This is a genomic window from Isoptericola sp. Y541, assembly GCF_059445465.1.
The window spans coordinates 814296-833154 of the sequence record NZ_JCAIUJ010000001.1; the positions used below are offsets into that span (position 1 = coordinate 814296).

The following is an 18859-nucleotide window of genomic DNA, read 5'->3' on the forward strand; positions in this document are numbered from 1 at the left end:
TTACGCTCGCTGCAGGCGGAACGCCCGATCATCGGCGCGAACCGATTCCCTCCCCGGTTGACTGACGAATTCAGGCGAACCAATCACAGGCGATGTACGCGGAGGCTGGTGCGATGGAACCGGAACGAGTGGCGCAGAGTCCCGTGCGGCTGCCACTGACGACCCCGCGAGGGCTGGGCATATCGGGTCGGCTACGGAGTGCCGCCGCAGACGCGCGGTTCCTCGCGCGATCGACGGTCCGCATGCTCCAAGGGATCACTCCTCGCGAATGTCCGTTCTGCGGATACCGGGGGAGGTTCTCGCCCTCCGGCGACCCGCCTCGGCTCGACGCCAAGTGCCGGGTCTGCAGGTCGTTCGAGCGCCACCGCCTCCTCGCGCTCGCCGTGCAGCGCCAGGACCTGATCAGGCCGGGTGACCGTATTCTCCACTTCGCGCCCGAGGTACAGGTCGCGCGACTTCTCGAGGAGATCTCGCCCGGCAACATCGTCTCCGCGGATATCGACGAGAACATCGCAGACATCCGGATAGACATCGAGGCGATCGATCTCGACGACGACTCGTTCGACGTGATCGTGTGCTCGCACGTCCTGGAGCACGTCGACGACCGCCTGGCGCTCAAGGAGATGCATCGCGTCCTGGCGCCCGGTGGCCGGCTGATCGTGATGGTCCCCATCGTGGAGGGCTGGGACCACTCCCACGAGATCCCGGGCGTGACCGACCCCCGTGAGCGCCGGATCGAGTTCGGTCAGGCGGACCATGTCCGGTACTTCGGTCGAGACCTGCGCGACCGGATCGAGACCGCTGGCTTCGCGCTCTCAGAGTTCGTCGGGGAGCCGGCCGACTGCCGCCGGTACGGTCTGGTCCGCGGCGAGCGCGTCTTCGTCGGGACCGCATGATGACGACCGGAGCCATGCTGCGGGAGTCGACGTCGGCGTCGTCGCGCGTCGCCAGGATGCTCGTCCAGGACCCGGGACGCCTGTGGATCGCGATCCGCGGCGCTGCCCGCCTCGGGACCCAGCTCGTCAGGGACCCGCATCAGCTCAGCTACCTCCGACGCTGGGTCCCCACGGTCGAGCGCAGCACCCTGGACCTCGAGCTCCCCTGGCTCCCCTTCCAGATCATCGACCGGCTCGACGAGGTGCTCACTCCTGCGTCACGAGTCTTCGAGTACGGGGGCGGCGGCTCGACCCTGTGGATGGCGCAGCGGGCCGGCGAGGTGGTGACGGCGGAGCACGACCCGGAGTGGGCGGACCTGCTGAGCGAGCGAACCGCCGGTCTGCCGAACGTCACCCTGCTCATCAGGAGCGCCGCGGACGAGTATGCCGACTACGTGCCGGCGATCGACGCCTACCCGGACGAGTACTTCGACGTCGTCGTCGTCGACGGACGGGAGCGGGTCCGGTGCTTCGAGCGGGCTCTGCCCAAGGTCCGCCCCGGCGGCATGCTCATCCTGGACGACACCGAGAGGGCGCGGTACGCCCCCGTCTTCGACCTCGCCCGGGCGCACCGGCACGTCACGATCCGGGGCATCGCGCCATGCAAGTCGCAGGCCGCCTACACGACGGTCTGGCTTCCCCGGGACTCGTCGACCCGTCGTTGACGGTCGCGACCCGACGGGTCGGCCCTCCGAGGTCGGCCCTACGAGGTCGGCCCTACGAGGTCGGCTCGTAGGAGTGCACGCCGTGCAGGACCCGTGACCCCGGTCGCCTGTCGTCCGGCGCCGCAGCGCTACCCGGCTCGTAGTACTGATAGCGGTACTCCGACGCGTCGGACTGCGCCACGCCGTTCAGCACGACCCCGTGGAGGCTGACGCCGACCGTGGACAGCACCCGGATGGCCTGCTGGACCTGCGCGTTGTGAATCTCGCCCGCTCTGATCACGAGGATCGTGCCGCCCGTGAGCCTCGCGAGGACGGCGCTGTCGGTCACGGGCAGGAGCGGGGCGCTGTCGATCACGACGACGTCGTACATCTCGTCGAGCTTGGCGACCAGCCGTTCCATCTGCGCCGACCCCAGGAGCTCGCTCGGGTTGGGCGGCACCTCACCGCTGGGTAGGACGAACAGGTTGGTGTCGCCCCAGGGCTGCACGGCGGCTTCGAGGGGCACCCGGCCGATCAGCACCGTCGTGAGCCCGACCGACCCCTCGAGACCCAGGTACTTCGAGACGCTCGGACGCCGGAGGTCACCGTCCACCAGCACGACCCGGGTTCCCGCGTCGGCAAGCGTAATCGCGAGGTTGATCGCCGTCGTGGACTTTCCCTCCCCCGGGAGGGAGGACGTGACCAGCACGTGCCGTCGGTTGTCGTCGACCTCGACGAACTGAAGATTCGTCCGGAGCCTGCGGAACGACTCGGCGCGCCGGCTGTGGGGGCTCCCCTGCACGATGAGCGGCTGGCCCACCGCCTCGTCGTCAAAGGCGATCGTCCCGAGCAGCGCCGCGTCGGTGAGAGCAGGGATGTCGTCCTCCGACCGGACGCGCGTGTCGAGCGTCGACCTGAGCACCGCGATCCCCACACCGACGAGCAGGCCGAGGACGAGGCCCAGCACCACGTTCAACGCCGTGCGCGGGGTGACCGGGCTCTCGGGGACCTGCGCTTCGCGGACCGTGCTGATCTGGACCGGAGAGCCCTCGTCCCCGGAGGGACTCTCCAGGTCGGAGACGACGGTCGCGAGGCTCGAAGCGATCGTGTCCGCCGTCTCCGCCGCGAGCTGCGGGTCCGGATCCGACACGGCGATGGTGATGAGAACGGTCTCCTCGGGGGACTCCGCCGTGACTCTCTCGGCGAGGGAGTCGACCGAGTCGGCCAGGCCGAGCTGATCGATCACCGGCTGGAGGACCCGTGGGCTCGACACCAGGGCCGTGTACGACGAGACCTGGTTCGCCGTGAAGGAGTTCCCGGCGACGAGATCGTTCAGAGTGTCTCCGGAGCGCGTCGAGACGAAGACCTGGGACTCGGCCTGATACTGCGGGGTGGTCGCCGCCGACAGCACGACAGCAAGGACGACGCCTGCGATCGCCGAGAGTGCGACCACCATCCAGTGCTTTCGGAGGACGCTCAGATACTCGGCCAGCCCCATGGCACTCCCGTCGTCACCCCGTGCGAACCATCCGCCATGTTCCGAGCCGGTCGGATTGTCGAAGTAGAACCATCAGCGAGCCTAACCGCCAAGGTTGCGGGCCGCGCGCTCACACTGCGCTCGCCGTGAGGCGTGGATAGTGTGACATCGTCCCGCTCGGCCCGAACTGCTCGTCGGTGCGTCGGAGGAGGTCATTCCCCATCGATCGTCTCCAGATCATCGTGGTGACCTATGGCCGGCCCGACCTCGTCGCGCGATGCCTTTCCTCAGTCCTTCGCTCGGTCCCGGAGAAGACGACCGTGCATGTCGTCGACAACAATTCCCCGGACGAGACCGCCGACGTGGTCGCGACCAGGTTTCCGGAGGTCACGCTGCACCGCCGCCTGTCGAACGACGGCTTCGCGGCGGCGAACAACGCGGTGCTCGCCGACATCACCGCACAACACGTGCTCCTGCTCAACCCGGATACCGAGATCGAACCCGGGCTCCTCGACCATCTCCTCGACGACATGGACGAGAACCCGGACATCGGCATGATGGGATGTCGGCTCGTCACTGCCGACGGCAGTCTGGACCACGCCGCGAAGAGGCGGATCCCGAGCCCGTGGACCGCCGCCCGCTACTTCGCCCTCAGGCTCGTCGGACGCACGGGGACCGCCTATACGGCGCCGGACGTCGGCGAGTTCGACGTCGCCGACGTGGAAGCCGTGAACGGTGCCTTCATGCTGGTCCGGGCCGAGGCGATCCGCGAGGTCGGCCCTCTCGACGGACGGTTCTGGATGTACGCCGAGGACCTGGACTGGTGCGTGCGGATGCGTTCTGCGGGCTGGCGCATCGTCTACGACGGCCGGGTGTCCGCGACGCACGTCAAGGGAGGCTCGTCCGGCAGCGCGCGACCGCTCCGCCTCAACTTCCACTTCCATCGCAGCATGGCGCTCTTCTACCTCAAGCACCAGAGGGGGAACCCGCTGGTCGACGCGTGCGTCGTGGCGGGGATCTGGCTGCGCTTCGCGCTGTCCAGCGCAGCGAGCGCCCTCACGCGCGCGCTCGCCAGGTGGGGTGTCGCCGGCTCCCGAGCGACGGCGCAGGGCGCATGAGCGCGGCGACGCAGGCCACGACCGGCCGGATCAGCGTCGTCCTGCCGACCTACGACCGCGCAGAGTCCCTCCCGGCGGCCATCGCCAGCGTGCTCGAGCAGACGGTCCCGGTCCACGAGGTGATCGTCGTCGACGACGGATCGACGGACGCCTCCGCCGAGGTCGTGGCCGGGGCGGCCGAACGAGACCCCCGCGTGCGTCTGGTGCACCAGCCCCACCTCGGCGCGACCGCGGCACGAAACCGGGGCATCTCCGAGGCCGAGGGCGAGCTCGTCGCGTTCCAGGACAGCGACGACCTGTGGGTGCCCACCCTCGTCGAGCGTCTGAAGCCGTGGGCCGGACCTGGCGTCGTCGTGTTCGGGACATGCCGGGCGTGGTCCGGGTCGAACCCGAGCCCGAGCCTCGAGCCGCCTCGCCGGATCGCCGACCCCCGTCGCTCCCTCCGCCTGACGAACCGGTTCTCCACCCAGTCGGCGATCCTCGACGCGGCGCTGCTGCAGGACGTGCGGTTCGACGGGGGCCTCCGCCGGTTCCAGGACTGGGACCTGTGGCTGTCGCTCATCGAGAAGACCAACGCCCGGCTCGTGCACGTTCCGGTCGTCGTGGCTGACAAGTTCCTGTCCGAGGACAGCATCACCCGTGGCGATCCGCGGGTCCGGGACGCGAGCATCCGTCGCATCATGAGGCGCCACTGGCGGCTGTTCGCGCGCGACCCCGTCGCGCTCGCGCGGACGACGGTGCGCGGCGTGGTCCGCCCCGCCCTGCAGTCCGCCCGCACCACGGTCGACCGCGGGCGTCCGCGACGCGCGGGAGAACTCGCATGACGGCCCTCGCGGCACCGACGCGGACCACCAGCCCCCGCGAGATCGATCGCGCGGCACGACTCGTCACGGCCTCGACGGTCGTCGTGGTGGTCGGGATGCTCTTCGCGACGAAGATCGCCGACCGTCTCGCCGTCTCCAACGTCGCGCAGGTCATCGGGATCGTCCTTCTGCTCGCGGCCTATCCCCGGCTGGTCCGGACGCGCGACACGGTGCTGATCCTGGTCGGCGTCGCTTCCGTGGCGGTCGCGTCGCTGTCCGTGTCGTTGCAGTACGGCACTCGCATCCTGTTCACCCACTCGATCTACTTCCTGATCGCGACGATCTACCTCGTCGCCGTCTACCGGGCGTGCCGCGACCACGGAGCCACGGACGCCGTATCGGAGGGCGTGCGTCGCGCGATCCCGGTGACCGCGGTGGTGCTCGTGTCCATGCTCGGCTGGGACCTCGTCTCGGGCGCCGAGATCCCAAGCCTCGGGTTCGACGACAACTCGCACGCGGCGATGGCGGCGTGCTTCCTCGCGTTCGCCTCGCTGCGCTTCCTCCGCACTCCGCTCCGGCTGCTCGTCGCCCTCGGGTTCTTCGCCCTCGCGCTCATCACCTACTCGAGGATGCCCTTCTTCTTCGCACCGTTCCTCGTGCTCGCCTTCTGGACCGAGTACCGCCGGGTCCGTGCCCGTGCCGCCGAGGTGTGGCAGGTGTTCGGCGCGCATCTCATCCTGCTCGCTGCCGTCACCATCCCTGCGCTCCTCGCCGCTCGCGCGGCCGACCGCTTCACCGTCTTCGAGAGAGTGCTGGCACCGGGCGAGGCGACCTCGGCCTCGACGACGGCCCACCTCGAGCTGCTCTCCCTCGGTGCAGAGCTCAAGATGGACAGCCTGTGGAACGTGGTACTCGGCGTGACGCCCGGGGGCTTCTCCAACGCGGTGGCCGCGAGCGAGATCGACCTCACGGGCATCGCTGCCAAGGACCCCGCGACCTACCAGCTGATCCTGGAGGGCTCCGCGCCGCTCCACTCGACGCTGGGCTCGATCGTCCTGGAGTTCCCCCTGTGGGTGGCCGTCCTGTACCTCGTCGTCCTGGCGCGCACCACCGTCGCACTCTTGCGCAGGAGGGAGTGGGTGATGGCCATGTTCGTGATCGCCCTGGTCGTCGCCACGTCGCTGTACTCGAGCCACAACGAGCTCTACTTCGTCGTAAGCCTCGCCGTCCCCCTCGCCCTCGCCTACCGCAGCCCGCCCGCAACGCCACGAGCCACCTCGACCGCATGACGGGCGACCCGACCGACGGCGCACGTCGCCTCGGCAGGATCGCCGCGCGAGGCAGCGCCTCGACGCTCGCGGGACAGCTCGCGCGCGCGGGGGTGCAGGCGGTCTCCCTGGTTGTCCTGGCCCGGCTTCTCCTGCCCGAGGACTTCGGGCTCGTGGCGATGGTCGCCGCCGTGGTGCGTATCGGCGACGTCGTGCGGGAGAGCGGCATGGCGAACGCCGCGATCCAGGCCACGACGCTGTCCGACAAGCAGCGCGACAACCTCTTCTGGCTCAACACGGCGCTCGGCTGCGTGACGGGCGCGACGCTGTTCCTCCTCGCACCGCTGGTCGCCGCCTTCTACGGCGAACCCGCGCTGGTGGAGATCACCCGGTGGCTCGCCCTGACGTTCGTCCTGGGCGGCATCACCACGCAGTACGGCGCGAGCCTCGTGCGGGACATGCGGTTCACGGCCGCGGCGACGATCGAGGTCGTCGGCCAGATCGCCGGCCTCGGGACCGCGGTCGTCGTCGCACTGCTCGGTGGCGCCTACTGGGCCCTGGTCGGCCAGAACCTCGCGATCGCCCTGGTCATCTGCGTCGGCTCGGCCGCCGTCGCGGGATGGCTCCCCGGCCTCCCCCACCGACGCGTGAGCATCCGCCCCCTCGTGGGATACGGCCTCCACCTACTCGCGAGCCAGCTCGTCGAGCAGACGTGTCGGGCCGCCGACACGATCGTCGTGGGATTCCGGTTCGGCGCGGTGTCCGCAGGGCTCTACAACCGGGCGTTCCAGCTGATGGCGCTCCCCATGCGGCAGCTCACCTACCCCGCGCAGCGCGTCGCCCTGACGGTCCTGGCGCGGCTGCAGAACGACAAGGACGAGTTCTGGCCGTTCGTCCTGCGGGGTCAGACGATCCTGCTCCACGCGCTCACCCCCGTCTGCGCGTTCGCCGCCGCACTGGCCGCACCCCTCGTCGACATCGTGCTCGGTCCGACCTGGGCGTCGGCCGCACCCGTCCTGTCCCTGCTGCTGGTCGCCGCGATCTTCGAGACCGCGAGCCAACCGACGACCTGGGTCCTGCTGGCGACCGGGCGCACGCGGGCGCTGTTCGTCTTCACCCTCGTGACCCGGCCGCTGCTCCTCGTCGCCATCGTGGCAGGGTCGTTCCTGGGGATGGCGGGGGTGGCGGGCGGAGTGGCAGTGTCCGCTGTCGTCATCTGGCTCGTGGGCCTCGTCTGGATCCGTCGCACGAACGACGCGCCCGCCGGCCGGCTGTTCGGCGCCGCCCTCCGGGCCGTCGTCGCTCACGGGGTCGCCGCGGCGGCGGGAGGAGTCGCCGCGTCGTGGCTCGACCTCCCCGGACCGTGGGCCGAGGTCGGCGTCGGTCTCGGCATCGCCCTCGTGGCCCTCGGTGTCGTGACGTCGGTCTGGCCCGGGCTCCGTCACGACCTCGCGGCAGTCCTTCGCAGCGCACGGCTCCTGCGGCCCCCCGCCGGCTACTGACCGGGACCCGAGCACTCGTCGTCAGTAGGCTCCGCTGCCTCCGACCACGGTTCGGGCGGTCCGGAACAGGATCGCGATGTCCCCCAGGAGCGTCCAGTTCTCCACGTAGTACAGATCGAGCCGGACGCTCTGGTCGAGCGGGAGGTCGTTGCGCCCGCTCACCTGCCACAGCCCGGTGAGGCCGGGCTTGACGAGCAGGCGGCGCCGCAGCGCGTCGTCGTACTGCGCCACCTCGAGCGCCACCTGCGGGCGAGGCCCGACGAGGCTCATGTCGCCGCGCAGCACGTTGAAGAGCTGCGGGAACTCGTCGATCGAGTAGCGGCGCAGGAACCGCCCCAGCGACGTGATGCGGGGGTCAGCCTTGGGCTTGTAGAACACCCCCGCTTCTCCGCCGAGGGCGTGGGAGAGCTGATCCTCGGCGCCGGCCTTCATCGTGCGCAGCTTGTAGAGCGTGAACGGTTCGCCGTTCAACCCGATCCGCTCCTGGCGGAAGAGCGCCGGCCCTCGACTGGTGAGGCACACGAGAGCAGCCGTCAACAGCAGGGGGACGGCGATGACCGCGAGGCCGAGGCCCGCGGCGACCACGTCGAACGCGCGCTTCAGCGCGTGCTGGGCTCCGGTGTAGCCGGGCGGGGTGACCTGGACGACGGGCACGCCGTCGATGGGCGTCATGAGGAGGCGCGGGCTCGCGACGTCGGCCAGTCCGGGCATGACCAGGAGGTCGGCTCCCGTGGGCTCCAGGTCCCAGGCGATCTGCTTGATGCTCTGGGTCGTGGCCGTGTCCGACGCCGTGACGGCGACGGCGTCGACGCACGCCCGCCGCGCGACGTCGGCGGCCTCGCTGACGTCACCGAGCACGGGCACCTCGGGGAGCGGGGACGGCGCAGCGGTACCGCCGGGCAGGCACACGCCGATCACGTCGAACCCGGCCGCGTGCGCCCGGCGCATGCGGATACCGAGGTCCTGGACGGTGTCGAACGCCCCGACGAGCAGGGTACGCCGGCGACACTCGCCCCGTTCCCGGTCGGCGCGCAGCCGCCGCGCGACCCAGCGGCGTCCGGCGAGGATCAGCACCAGCCCGAGGGGCAGCGCGACCGCCACGTAGGAACGCGCGAGGTCGAACTTCAGCAGGTAGCACACCACGGCGGCGAGGCCGAAGAGGGCGAGCGACGAGCGCAGCACCCGCACGGTCTCCTCGCGCCCGGAGCCGAGGACGCGATGGCTCCGCGCCCCGCCGAACCCGAGCGCGAGAACCCACGCCTCGACCAGCACCACCGAGATCAGCAGGTACTGCCCGCCTCTCGGCTCCAGCAGGCCGACGTCGACCTCGAGGTCGAAGCGCAGGACGTACGCGCCCACCACCGCGAGCACGATCGCCACGAGGTCCACGACGAGCACCCGCCCGGTGAGCGAGGCCTGCCAGGCCTCCCCCGACCTGGTGGCCCCCACCGGTCGGGTGGGGGCCACCAGGGACGCGGGCGCCGCCCGCGCCTGGGCATTCGCGCCGATCTCGTCCGGGTGTCGACCTGGAGCGCCAAAACCCTCAGCGACGGACGGGGCGTCCTTCTCGACGGTCATGGAGGTCGTTGCTCCGGTTCACCGGGCGCCGCGCGTCACGGCGTCCCGTCCCCCGGCACGGCACGGTGGCTGCGCCCGCGTACTCGTGCGACCACCAGGGCCGCGCCGCCGAGCAGCAGCAGCGCACCCGCGGTCAGCAGGTACGGCATGCTGGTCGCGCCGGTCACGGGGAGGCCCCCGCCGCCGGAGGTCGTGGACTGGCTGTCGACGACCCCGGCACTCGTGCCGTCGCCATCGCCGGTGCCGGTGCCGGTGCCGGTGCCGGTGCCGGTGCCGGTGCCGTCGCCCGCGGCCACGGCGGTCACGCTCGCGGTGCCGACGACCTGCCCGTCGTCGTTGGTCGCGGTCAGCGGGTACGTGCCCTCCTCGGGCAGCGTCACGGAGAAGTTGGAGACCCCGTCGGTCGTGGCGGCGGTCTGCGCACCTGCGACCTCGATCCCGGAGTCGTCGACGCCCGGGATCTCGAGGGTGAACGAGCTGTTGTCGACGGGGCCGGTCACGGTGGCCGTGAACGGCACTCCCACGGTGGCCGTGGTGACGCTGACCGTCAGCGTGTACTCGTCCGGTGTGTAGGTGTCGTCGGTGTCAGCACTGGCCATGGTTGCCGGAATTGCGACCATGGCGGCCAATGCGGTGGCAAGGGATACAAGACGTCGAAGCATACTCTTTGTCCCTGGTCTCGCGGATTCATGAGGAAAGTGCCGACCGGCACCTGTCTGGCGCCCCCAAGGGCGCACCTCAGCTCTCTCGCTTCCGAGGTCGTGGCCTCAACGCTGAGCGTGAGCGCCCGGCGTCGATCGAATGGCTACGTCGCCGGATTGGTGCTTCCCAGTGATCATCACATAGGTCAGGGTGCTTGTCGCCCCGGGTTCCAGCTCGAGAGTTCGGGCTCCGACAATGAGGCGATGATGCATCTGCGGGAAAAGACCGACATTCCCCTCCGTGTCGTGTGCTGACACAATTCGACCCCCCGCCGGCGCATAGGCCAGCGAGTTCATCCGGAGTTCACCTGGCTTTTCCTCGTCCATACCTGTGACATATGGGGGTAGACCTCGCACCTCGTCCGGTGTCGCAGTATTCGTGTACGACACGGTCACCTCCAGCTCGTGCGAGCCGTCCGGGCGGTCGTCGACCACCTCGACGTCGACGTCCGAGTCCAGGTACCAGCCCATCTTCGCGGCGCTGGTCAGCTGGGTGTACACGCCCACCACGGGGGTGTCGTCGCCCTGCACCCCCCGCAGCGCGCCGTCGAGCACGGTGCCGTCCAGCACCGACTGCTCGTCCTCGTCCGCGGACCAGAGCATCACCCGGCCCTCCCGCGTGCTCTGGGCGAGCGCCTCGACCAGCCGGGACGTGTCCGAGGACCCGCTCATCACGCGCTGGAACGCCGACTGAGCCACCTCCGCAAAGACGTCGTCCTGCTTGCTCGGTTCCGAGTACTTCAGGTAGACGCCGTGCAGCAGGAACTGCGAGAGCTCCTCCCCCTCGAGCTCCCGGCCGTCGGGCACCTCCAAGGGCCCGTCGACGGCGAGGATGTCGGCGAGCGCCACGGGGTCGAGCGAGAGCACGCCGTCGACGGTGACGCCGGTGCGCTCCCGCCACATCTCCCGCGCGAGCTCCGCCGCGCGAGGGAAGTCCGGCGTCATCGTGACGTTCTGGCCGTAGCGCGCGAGCTTGTCGCCGAACAGCGCGGTCTCGGGCTCGTCGAGCGGCAGGACCGGCTCGTCGAACACCCCCAGCGATGACGCCGCGCGCTGGTCCTCGATCGTCACCTCGCCGTCCTCGGCCCGCAGCTGGATCAGGGAACCCGGGATCCCGCCCAGCGCGCGGGGCTCGGCGTTGGTCTGCACCAGCACCAGGTACCGCCGCGCGTCCTGCCCGCCCAGCATGGCGGGGAGCAGCTGGACCGCCCGGGAGGCCGTGGCGGTGGTGGCGCGCACCTCGGTGAGCTGGTCCCCGACCGCGGCGACGGCGTCGTCCACCTGGGGCACGAGCGTCTCCCCGATGCCCGCCACCGTCTGCTGGGCGATCTCGATGTCGCGGTCGGCGTCGACCACGGCCGGCTCGACCTCCTGGAGCGGCCCCAGCGCCACCCTGCCGTCCTGTGGCGCCACCGTGGCAGGGTTGACCACCTGGGCCACGCTGACGAGGTCCTCGAGCGGGCCGTGGGCGAGGGTGTCGCTCACCTCGGCGAGCGTGGCCACCGCGTCCGCGGTGCTCCCGACGAACGGGAGCCGTTCGGTCAGCGTCCAGTGCACACCCGTCGTCGCCCGGACCGCGTCGGAGGTGTTCTCCTGGAGCGCCGTGAGGGTCGTGTCCACCTCGTCGGAGCGACCCGCGGTCGCCGCAGGGGTCAGCGCGGAGATCTGGGCCGCGGCCCGCTCGAGCGAATCACGCGCGCGCATGGCGTCGGTCACGACCCGTGCGAGCAGCAGGGCGAGGACCAGCACGAGGATCACGAGCACCCAGATCGCGATGCGCCACCGGCGGCGGCGGACCGCGCGGCTCGTCGCGGAGAGCCGCGGCCGCTGCGGGCGCGGCGTGTCCGGCGGTCGAGCCGTCGTCGTCCCGACCTTCGGGATCGGGGTGTTCGCCCACTTCTCGCCCCATCCGGGATGCGTCACGGGCTCTCCCGTCGTGTGATGGCGTCGGGTGACGGTGCGGCTGTCACGCTACCCAGGGTTGCGCGTCACGGCATCGCGAGCGGAGGAGGAGCCGGGTTGAGCTATGACGTCCTGCTCGTGTGCACGGGGAACATTTGCCGCTCGCCCGCGGCCCAGCATCTGCTCGCTGCCGCCCTGGACGGGTCGGTCACGCTCACCAGCGCGGGCACGCAGGGCCTGACGGACTGGCCGGTCGACGACCGGATGGCGGCGCTGCTCGCGGCCGACGGCATCGTCGCCTCCGGTTTCCGGTCCAGGCCCCTCACGGGACCGATGATGGCGGACGCGGACCTGGTGCTCACGCTCACGGCAGCCCACCGGGCAGAGGCGCTCGCGCTGCACCCGTCGGCCGTGCGGCGCACGGTCACGCTCGGCGAGCTGTCGCGGCTCGCGGCGGAGCTCCCGCGAGGCACCATGCAGGGCGACACCGACGGCGAGCGCCTCGCCACCCTGGTGCCCGCCGCGCTCGCGCTGCGGCCCCGTTTCCTCGGCCAGGACGGCGACGACGACGTCCCCGACCCGTACGGGCGCCCCGACGACGAGTACTGGCGGGCCTACGCCTGGATCCGCCGGCACGTGGGGCGGCTGGTGACGTCGTTGCGCGGCGAGGCGGGGTCGGTCAGTACGCCCCGCGCCCGGTGACCACGGCCTTGGCCGTGCGGGCGAGGATCAGCAGGTCGCCGAAGACGGTCCAGTTCTCGGCGTAGAAGACGTCGAGCCGCACGCCCTCCTCCCAGGACAGGTCGGACCGCCCGCCCACCTGCCACAGCCCGGTGAGGCCCGGCTTGACGCGCAGCCGACGGCGCACGCGCGCCTCGTACTGCGACACCTCCGCCGGCAGCGGCGGCCGCGGCCCCACCAGGGACATCTGGCCGCCGAGCACGTTGAACAGCTGCGGCAGCTCGTCCAGCGACAGGCGCCGCAGCACGCGTCCGACCGGCGTGACCCGCGGGTCGTCGCGCAGCTTGAACAGCACGCCCGCGCCGTCGCTCGGCCCGGCGAGCACGGCCCGCTCCCGGTCCGCCCCGTGCCGCATGCTGCGGAACTTCAGCATCCGGAACGTGCGCCCGTCCCGGCCCACCCGGTCCTGGCGGAACAGCACCGGGCCCCGGCTGGTCACCTTCACCGCCAGCGCCACGACGCCCAGCAGGGGCAGCAGCAGCAGGGTGATGAGCGCGGCCCCGGTCCAGTCGACCACGGACTTGAGCACGTACCGCGGCCCGCTGAACCGCGGCGCGTCCACGTGCAGCAGGGACACCGACTGCTCAGGGGTGATCGTGATGCGCGGGCCGGCGACGTCGGCGAGCTCCGCGGTGAGCATGAGGTCCACGCCCGCGGGCTCGAGCTCCCACCCGAGCCGGCGCACGACGTCCGCCGTGATCGCGTCGGAGCCGCTCACCGCGACGCAATCGGCGCCCACCTGCGCCGCCATCGCGCCCGCGGTGCGCAGGTCGCCGAGGATCGGCACGCCGAGGATCTCCGCGCCGGGCCGCACGTCGTCTACGGCGGGCACGCACACGCCGATCACTCGGTAGCCCGACGTGCGGTCGTTCAGCTCGTGGACGAGCCGCTCCACCTGGTCGCGCAGCCCGACGGCGAGGACGAGGGTCACGCACCCGCCCACCTCCCGCTGCCGGTGCAGCCAGGTCCGCGACGCCCACCGGCCGGCCAGCAGCGCGACGATGCCGGACGGCACCGCCACGAGCAGGAACGCGCCCGCCCCGGGCCAGGCGACGAGCAGCGCGCACAGGGCGAGCGGGGCGACGAGCTTCCAGGACGCGTCGAACACCCGCTGGTACTCGGCCGGGCCGGAGGCGAACACCCGCACGTCGTAGGCGCGGGCGAGGGCGAGGCTGCCGAGCCAGGTCGCGACCAGGACGGCGCCGAGCAGCACCTGGTCGCCGAGCACGGACGGCGTCACGCTGACGGTCACGGTCGCGCCGCGCACGAGGGCGGCGGCGGTCGCGGCGACCAGGACGACGGCGGCGTCCGTGCGCATCAGCCGGTGACGGTAGGCCGCCTGCCAGGACTCGGCGCGGAACGAGTCGCGCACCTCGCGCAGCCGCACCGCGCGGACGGCGGCGAGGCGCGACCGGGAAGGCCTGCGGGTTTCCGGGACGGTGATCACGACGGGCCTCCTCTCCGGGTCGGTGCTCTCGCGTACGACACTTCGGTGCCATCACGTTAAGAGCGTCACCACCGCTTCGGAGAGACCTTTGAGGCCCTTTCACCCCGGCTTTCACCCCGCCAGAAGCGCCCTCCTGACCTGCACTTTCACCCGCGTTTCAGCCGCGAGGCCCCGTCATGGGGAAGATGCCTGGAGCGCCTAGACTGAGCGCGTGCCCTCGCTCGTCCGACTTCTGACCCACCCCGAGGAACGCCGGCCCAGCCCGCCGCCCCCGCGCGTGGACCTGCGCCGCGTGCTGCTCGGCGGCATCGCCGCGTGGACGATCGCGCTGATCGTGACGCTGGTGCTGCTCATGTCGGGGCGCGCGACGTCGGAGGTCGTCGTGACCTGCGTCGCCGGCATCCTGCTCGGCGGGGCCGGGCTGCTGTGGGAGCGCAAGCACCGCGGGGAGTACCGCGGCGAGGACTGACCGGTCAGCCCCAGGCGGTCGTGACCCACAGCTCGGCGGCCCGCTCGGGCGCGGCGAGCACGGTGGCCAGCAGTGCGGCGCGGTCGGGGCGACCCAGCAGGTCCGCGAGCGCGGCGGCGAGCCCGGCGCGGTCGGTGGCGTGTGCCCGGCCCTCGGCGTCGACCCACCACGGCACCGGGCTGCCGGCCACGGACAGCCGCCCGTGCTCGAACCAGACGTCGGGCAGCAGCGGGTGGAGGGCCGTGACCCGCTCGTCGAGCGGCCGCTCGCGGCCGAGGCCGTCCGGGGAGGGCAGGCCGTCCTCGCCGACGACGGGCAGGTCGAGCAGGTCGGCCACGGCACCCACCTCGCCCTGCGGCACGGGCAGCACCGGGCGCAGCACGGCCCAGCGCGCGGTGCCGGACACCTCGACGTCCTCGGCCCGGCGCACGACGACGTCGCTCGCGTCGAGGGCGGGCAGCCGGTCTGGCAGCGGGTCGAGGGCGTCCGCGCGCGCCGCGGGGGCGAGCCGGACCGCGAGGCCCGCCAGGCCGCGCCACACGCCGAGCGCGACGGGCAGCGGCAGCGGCGTGCCGACGTCGGGCAGCCGGTCCAGCGCGGCAGGCCAGTCGGCCGGGTCGAGCCGGCCGAGGCCGTCCACGACGCCGAGCGCGCGCTGTGCCTCGTCGTCCAGCGCGGCGACGGCCGGCGGCGCGGCGGGCAGCAGCGGGACGCCGTCGTGCGCGGCGAACGGGGCGCCGAGGCGGTCCCGCAGCCACCAGGCCGTGTACGACGGACCGCCGGCGACGGGGGTCAGCAGGGCGCGGCGGGCGGCGGGGTCGGCCACGATCCGGGCGAGCACTGCGGCCCACGGCCCGGCGCCCCCCGCGCCGTCGCCGTCGTCCTCGTTCCCGTTCTCGCCGTCCTCCACCGCGTCGAGGTCCGCCACCGCGTCGACGTCCCCGACGTCGGTCCCGGGGCCGAACCGGCCGGCCAGGAAGTGCAGGTAGTCCTGCCAGCCGGAGAGCCACCCGGCGGGGTCGTCGGGGCCGTGCTCGGGCTCGGGGTCCTCGGGGTCGGGCGTGAGCACGTCCGCCACCCGGTACACGCCGACGTCGGCGCGCACGCCCAACGCGGCCAGCAGCGGCGCGCCGTAGTAGGCGAGCGCCGCGCGCGTGACGGGCACCAGCGCGGGCATCGCCCCGGCCGCCCACGACCCCGGCAGCACGGCCTCGCGTGCGGGCCGCATCCCGCCCTCGGTCGGCACCGGGAGCTCGCCCAGCCAGAACGGGAACCCGTCGCCCCCGGTCGCCTGCGCGAGCCGGGCCAGCGCGAGAACGTTCTGCACCACCTCGCGCGGGCTCACCTCCACCGGGCCCACGAGCGTCGACGCGCCGGGGGTGCCCGGCATGTCCGGCAGCTCGGCCGCGCCCTCGAGCAGCGCCTCCGACGCGGCCAGCGCCAGCCCGCGCACGCCGGCGTCGTCCAGCAGGGCGCGCGGGCTGGTGGACGTGGCGCCCGCGCGGACCAGCAGCGGGTGCGCCGCGTCCGGGTGCACCACCCGCACGCCGAGCGTGCGCGCGACCGCCGCCAGCGCGGGGTCGTCGTCGTCCTCGGGGAGCACCACCGTGCCGCGCACGCCCGACGCGGTGCGCCCGTCGGCGAGCGGCACGCGCGCGCCGGCCAGCGCCTCGAGCACCCCCGGGTCCGACGCGTACGACGCGAGCGCCTCGCACAGCGCCCGCCAGCGCGCGGGCGGCAGCCCGCCGGGCAGGTCGGCGACGACGTCGGCGAGGGTGGTCGGCGTGGCCCCGAGCCGGCGGGCCACCCCCTGCTGCGCGGTGGTCAGCGTCACCAGGCCCGGGACGACGCCGGAGAGCACCGCGACGAGCTGCGGATCGTCGCCCGCTGCGCCCACCAGCACCGTCGCGTCGGCGGGCGCGACGGCGCCGCCTACGGGGTCGTCCTCGGTGCCGTCGTCAAGCCCGCGCGGGGCGGGCAGCAGCGGGGCGGAGCGCAGGGCGTCCAGCGCGACGTCGCGGAGGGCGGCGTCGAGGTCCCCGGCGGGCATCCCGTCCGGCACGAGGTCGAGCACGTCGGCGGCATGCTCGTTGGAGCGGTCGGCGGCCAGGTCGGTGAGCAGCTCCGCGAACGCGCGCCCGGCCTCGGCCACGAGCCGGTCGGTCAGCGGGCCCGGCAGCACCCGGCGGCGCCCTGGGTCCACCGGGAACGACGCCATCAGGAGGCCCGGGAACGTCAGGGGCACGTCCGTGGGCGTCGGCGCGTGCAGCACGCCGGCGGTTTCCCCGGACTCGCCCAGGCGATCGTCCGGGCCACCTGCCGGCCCGCGCTCCGCGCGCGGCAGCGCCCAGGTCACGGACCACCGGGCGCGGCGCTGCTCGTGCGGCAGGTCGGCCACGTCGGCGGCGTCGACGTCGCCCGTGCGCCGCAGCACCACCCACCGCTCGCTGAGGTCCGTGAGCACGCGGGACCGCTCCCCGGCGGACACCTCCACCCGCTCGAGGGCGGGCAGGGCCAGCAGCAACGCGTCGTCCACGGCATCGAGCTGCGCGCGCACGGACGCCGCCGCGTCCTCGTCGCGCAGGAAGAGTTCCACCACGGTGTCGTAGCCCGCAGGTGCCTCGTCGCCGTCGACATCACCGTCGCCGTCGCCCAGCGCCGGGGCGGGGAACGGCAACCGCAGCACGGGCAGGTCGTCGCCCCGCTCGGCGACGTCGGCGCGCAGCCGGGAACCGTCGGGGGCGACGTCGTCCAACAGCGCGCGCGTCGCGGCGAGCGAGAACCGCACCCCGCCCGTCGTGGACCGCACCGTGATCTCGTCCGCCACGCCGCGCACGGCCGCGAAGCCCACGCCGAAGCGGCCGACCTGCGCCTCCGCTGGTTGAGCCTGTCGGAACCCGGCTGGCTCCCCCGCAGGTTGAGCTTGTCGAAACCCCGTGGTCTCGACAAGCTCGACCGACGAAGACGACTCGACCGACGAAGACGACTCGACCGACGAAGACGACTCGACCGACGAAGACGACTCGACCGAAGAGGGCGTCTTCGCCGAGGCCCGGAGCGACGCGAGGGACGCCACGCCGTCCGCGGTCAGGGGCGCGCCGGTGTTGGCGGCGACCAGCCGCGCGACGCCGCGCGGGTCGTCGCCGAGGTCCTCCAGGCGGAGCTGCAGCCGGCCCGGCTCACTGGCGCGGGCGGCCGCGTCCGCGGCGTTCTGCGCGAGCTCCACCACCACGCGGTCCCGGTAGTAGCCCCGGGCGTGGTCCTCCTCGGCGTTCGCATCCTCACGGAAGCGCGTGCCCGAGCCGAGCCACGCCTCCGTGACCGCGTGCCGCAGCGCCGCGGTCCCGAAGACGTCCCCCGTCACTCGGCGTCGGGGCGCTCGGGAGCGGCGTCCGCCTCCGTCGTCGGCTCCGGGCCGTCCGGCCGGTCGTCCGGCTGGTCGTCCGGCTGGTCATCCGAGGAAGGAGTGCGCTGCACGACGACCGGCTCCACCTTGAGGTCGTCGATGAACGGCGCGTCCGCCGGCCAGTCGTTCGGCGCCTGGGCCGCGTCGGTCTCCGAGTGCGCGCCGCACCCGTGGTCCAGTGACACGACCTTGCCGTCGTCGGGAGACCACGCGTTGGCGCAGACGCCGAAGACCTGGCCGAGCGGGCCCTGCAGCGGCACCAGGAAGCCGCAGGTCATGCACTCCGACGGCGACGCGACCGCGCCGGGTGCCGTCGGCCCGCGCGACCCGCGGTACCAGCGCTCGGCGGCCTCGTCGCGGCCCTGCGGGGACAACACGCGTGCGCGGGCGAGGGCGAGCTCGTCGATCGCGACGGAGTCGAGCTCCTCGTCGCCGGTCGGCGTCCAGCCGGGCTCGAGGCGCGGGTCGTCGGCGCGGAAGGGCAGCGTGTCGCCGGGGCCGACGTCGCCGGGGCGCAGGCGCTCCGACCAGGGCAGCCAGGCCGGGGCGAGCAGCGCGTCCTCGCCGGGCAGCAGCTCCACCTCGCACACGGTGGCGACCCGCCCGCGCGGCACGCGGGCGAGCGTCACCGTCCAGTGCCAGCCGCGGTAGCCGGGCATCGTCGCGGCGAACCGGTGGGACATGAGGCGCTCGCCCTCGGCGACCGTCCCCAGGTGCTCGCCCACGTCCGACGGCGACGACGCGCCCTCCTCCGCGGCGGCGCGCGCCTGGTCGACGGCGCCCAGCAGCACGGCGTCCTTCCGCGCGCGGGAGCTGACCCGCGTCGTACGGGCGGGTGCGTCTGCGGCAGCGGTCACCATGTCCTCGT

15 protein-coding genes are annotated in these 18859 nt (G+C 72.9%); 8 read left to right on the forward strand and 7 right to left on the reverse strand.

The features are described 5' to 3' along the window. Nucleotides 1–143: 143 nt before the first annotated feature. Nucleotides 144–896, forward strand: coding sequence for a methyltransferase domain-containing protein (locus AC1C2V_RS03675; protein WP_495388202.1), 753 nt, complete (start codon nt 144–146; stop codon nt 894–896). Next, nucleotides 893–1600, forward strand: coding sequence for an O-methyltransferase (locus AC1C2V_RS03680; protein ID WP_495388203.1), 708 nt, complete (start codon nt 893–895; stop codon nt 1598–1600). The genes AC1C2V_RS03675 and AC1C2V_RS03680 overlap by 4 nt, the downstream gene beginning before the upstream one ends. A gap of 52 nt (nt 1601–1652) precedes the next feature. Here the strand turns inward: AC1C2V_RS03680 and AC1C2V_RS03685 are convergent, their stop codons facing one another. Beyond that, nucleotides 1653–3077, reverse strand: a complete 1425-nt coding sequence (locus tag AC1C2V_RS03685; RefSeq protein ID WP_495388204.1) for a tyrosine-protein kinase domain-containing protein — start codon at nt 3075–3077, stop codon at nt 1653–1655. Nucleotides 3078–3298: 221 nt separating this feature from the next. Here AC1C2V_RS03685 and AC1C2V_RS03690 point away from each other — a divergent pair, with 221 nt between their 5' ends. The 4 genes from AC1C2V_RS03690 to AC1C2V_RS03705 are packed head-to-tail and all read left to right on the forward strand — an operon-like array spanning nt 3299 to nt 7747. Continuing rightward, complete coding sequence (locus tag AC1C2V_RS03690; protein ID WP_495388205.1) at nt 3299–4174, forward strand: glycosyltransferase family 2 protein; 876 nt, start codon at nt 3299–3301, stop codon at nt 4172–4174. Then, the gene (locus tag AC1C2V_RS03695; protein ID WP_495388206.1) at nt 4171–4998 is read left to right on the forward strand and encodes a glycosyltransferase family 2 protein; all 828 of its coding nucleotides are present in this window, start codon (nt 4171–4173) and stop codon (nt 4996–4998) included. The genes AC1C2V_RS03690 and AC1C2V_RS03695 overlap by 4 nt, the downstream gene beginning before the upstream one ends. Further along, entirely contained in the window at nt 4995–6266 is a 1272-nt protein-coding gene (locus AC1C2V_RS03700) for a hypothetical protein (protein ID WP_495388207.1), read from the forward strand. Before AC1C2V_RS03695 ends, AC1C2V_RS03700 begins: the two co-directional genes overlap by 4 nt. Next, the gene (locus AC1C2V_RS03705; protein ID WP_495388208.1) at nt 6263–7747 is read left to right on the forward strand and encodes a lipopolysaccharide biosynthesis protein; all 1485 of its coding nucleotides are present in this window, start codon (nt 6263–6265) and stop codon (nt 7745–7747) included. Before AC1C2V_RS03700 ends, AC1C2V_RS03705 begins: the two co-directional genes overlap by 4 nt. Before the next feature lie 21 nt (nt 7748–7768). Here the strand turns inward: AC1C2V_RS03705 and AC1C2V_RS03710 are convergent, their stop codons facing one another. From AC1C2V_RS03710 to AC1C2V_RS03720, 3 genes are all read right to left on the reverse strand, one after another. Further along, the gene (locus tag AC1C2V_RS03710) at nt 7769–9325 is read right to left on the reverse strand and encodes a sugar transferase (protein ID WP_495388209.1); all 1557 of its coding nucleotides are present in this window, start codon (nt 9323–9325) and stop codon (nt 7769–7771) included. A gap of 35 nt (nt 9326–9360) precedes the next feature. Continuing rightward, nucleotides 9361–9924 (reverse strand): LPXTG cell wall anchor domain-containing protein, encoded by a 564-nt coding sequence (locus tag AC1C2V_RS03715; protein ID WP_495388210.1) that lies wholly within the window; start codon nt 9922–9924, stop codon nt 9361–9363. Between the two features lie 168 nt (nt 9925–10092). Further along, nucleotides 10093–11949 (reverse strand): DUF4012 domain-containing protein, encoded by a 1857-nt coding sequence (locus AC1C2V_RS03720; RefSeq protein ID WP_495388211.1) that lies wholly within the window; start codon nt 11947–11949, stop codon nt 10093–10095. Nucleotides 11950–12045: 96 nt separating this feature from the next. On the opposite strand from AC1C2V_RS03720, the gene AC1C2V_RS03725 reads away from it, so the two are divergent. Then, the gene (locus AC1C2V_RS03725; RefSeq protein WP_495388212.1) at nt 12046–12630 is read left to right on the forward strand and encodes an arsenate-mycothiol transferase ArsC; all 585 of its coding nucleotides are present in this window, start codon (nt 12046–12048) and stop codon (nt 12628–12630) included. Here AC1C2V_RS03725 and AC1C2V_RS03730 read toward each other — a convergent pair. Then, nucleotides 12608–14116: a sugar transferase gene (locus AC1C2V_RS03730; protein WP_495388213.1), complete on the reverse strand. Its 1509-nt coding sequence runs from the start codon at nt 14114–14116 to the stop codon at nt 12608–12610. The genes AC1C2V_RS03725 and AC1C2V_RS03730 overlap by 23 nt on opposite strands. 211 nt (nt 14117–14327) lie before the next feature. Here AC1C2V_RS03730 and AC1C2V_RS03735 point away from each other — a divergent pair, with 211 nt between their 5' ends. Next, entirely contained in the window at nt 14328–14585 is a 258-nt protein-coding gene (locus tag AC1C2V_RS03735; protein ID WP_495388214.1) for a DUF2530 domain-containing protein, read from the forward strand. A gap of 4 nt (nt 14586–14589) precedes the next feature. Here AC1C2V_RS03735 and AC1C2V_RS03740 read toward each other — a convergent pair whose 3' ends face one another. Next, nucleotides 14590–17949, reverse strand: a complete 3360-nt coding sequence (locus tag AC1C2V_RS03740) for a sacsin N-terminal ATP-binding-like domain-containing protein (protein WP_495388215.1) — start codon at nt 17947–17949, stop codon at nt 14590–14592. Next, nucleotides 17946–18851 carry a DUF3027 domain-containing protein gene (locus tag AC1C2V_RS03745; RefSeq protein ID WP_495388216.1) on the reverse strand — a complete coding sequence of 302 codons (906 nt, stop codon included), beginning with the start codon at nt 18849–18851 and terminating at the stop codon, nt 17946–17948. The genes AC1C2V_RS03740 and AC1C2V_RS03745 overlap by 4 nt, the downstream gene beginning before the upstream one ends. Nucleotides 18852–18859: the final 8 nt, after the last annotated feature.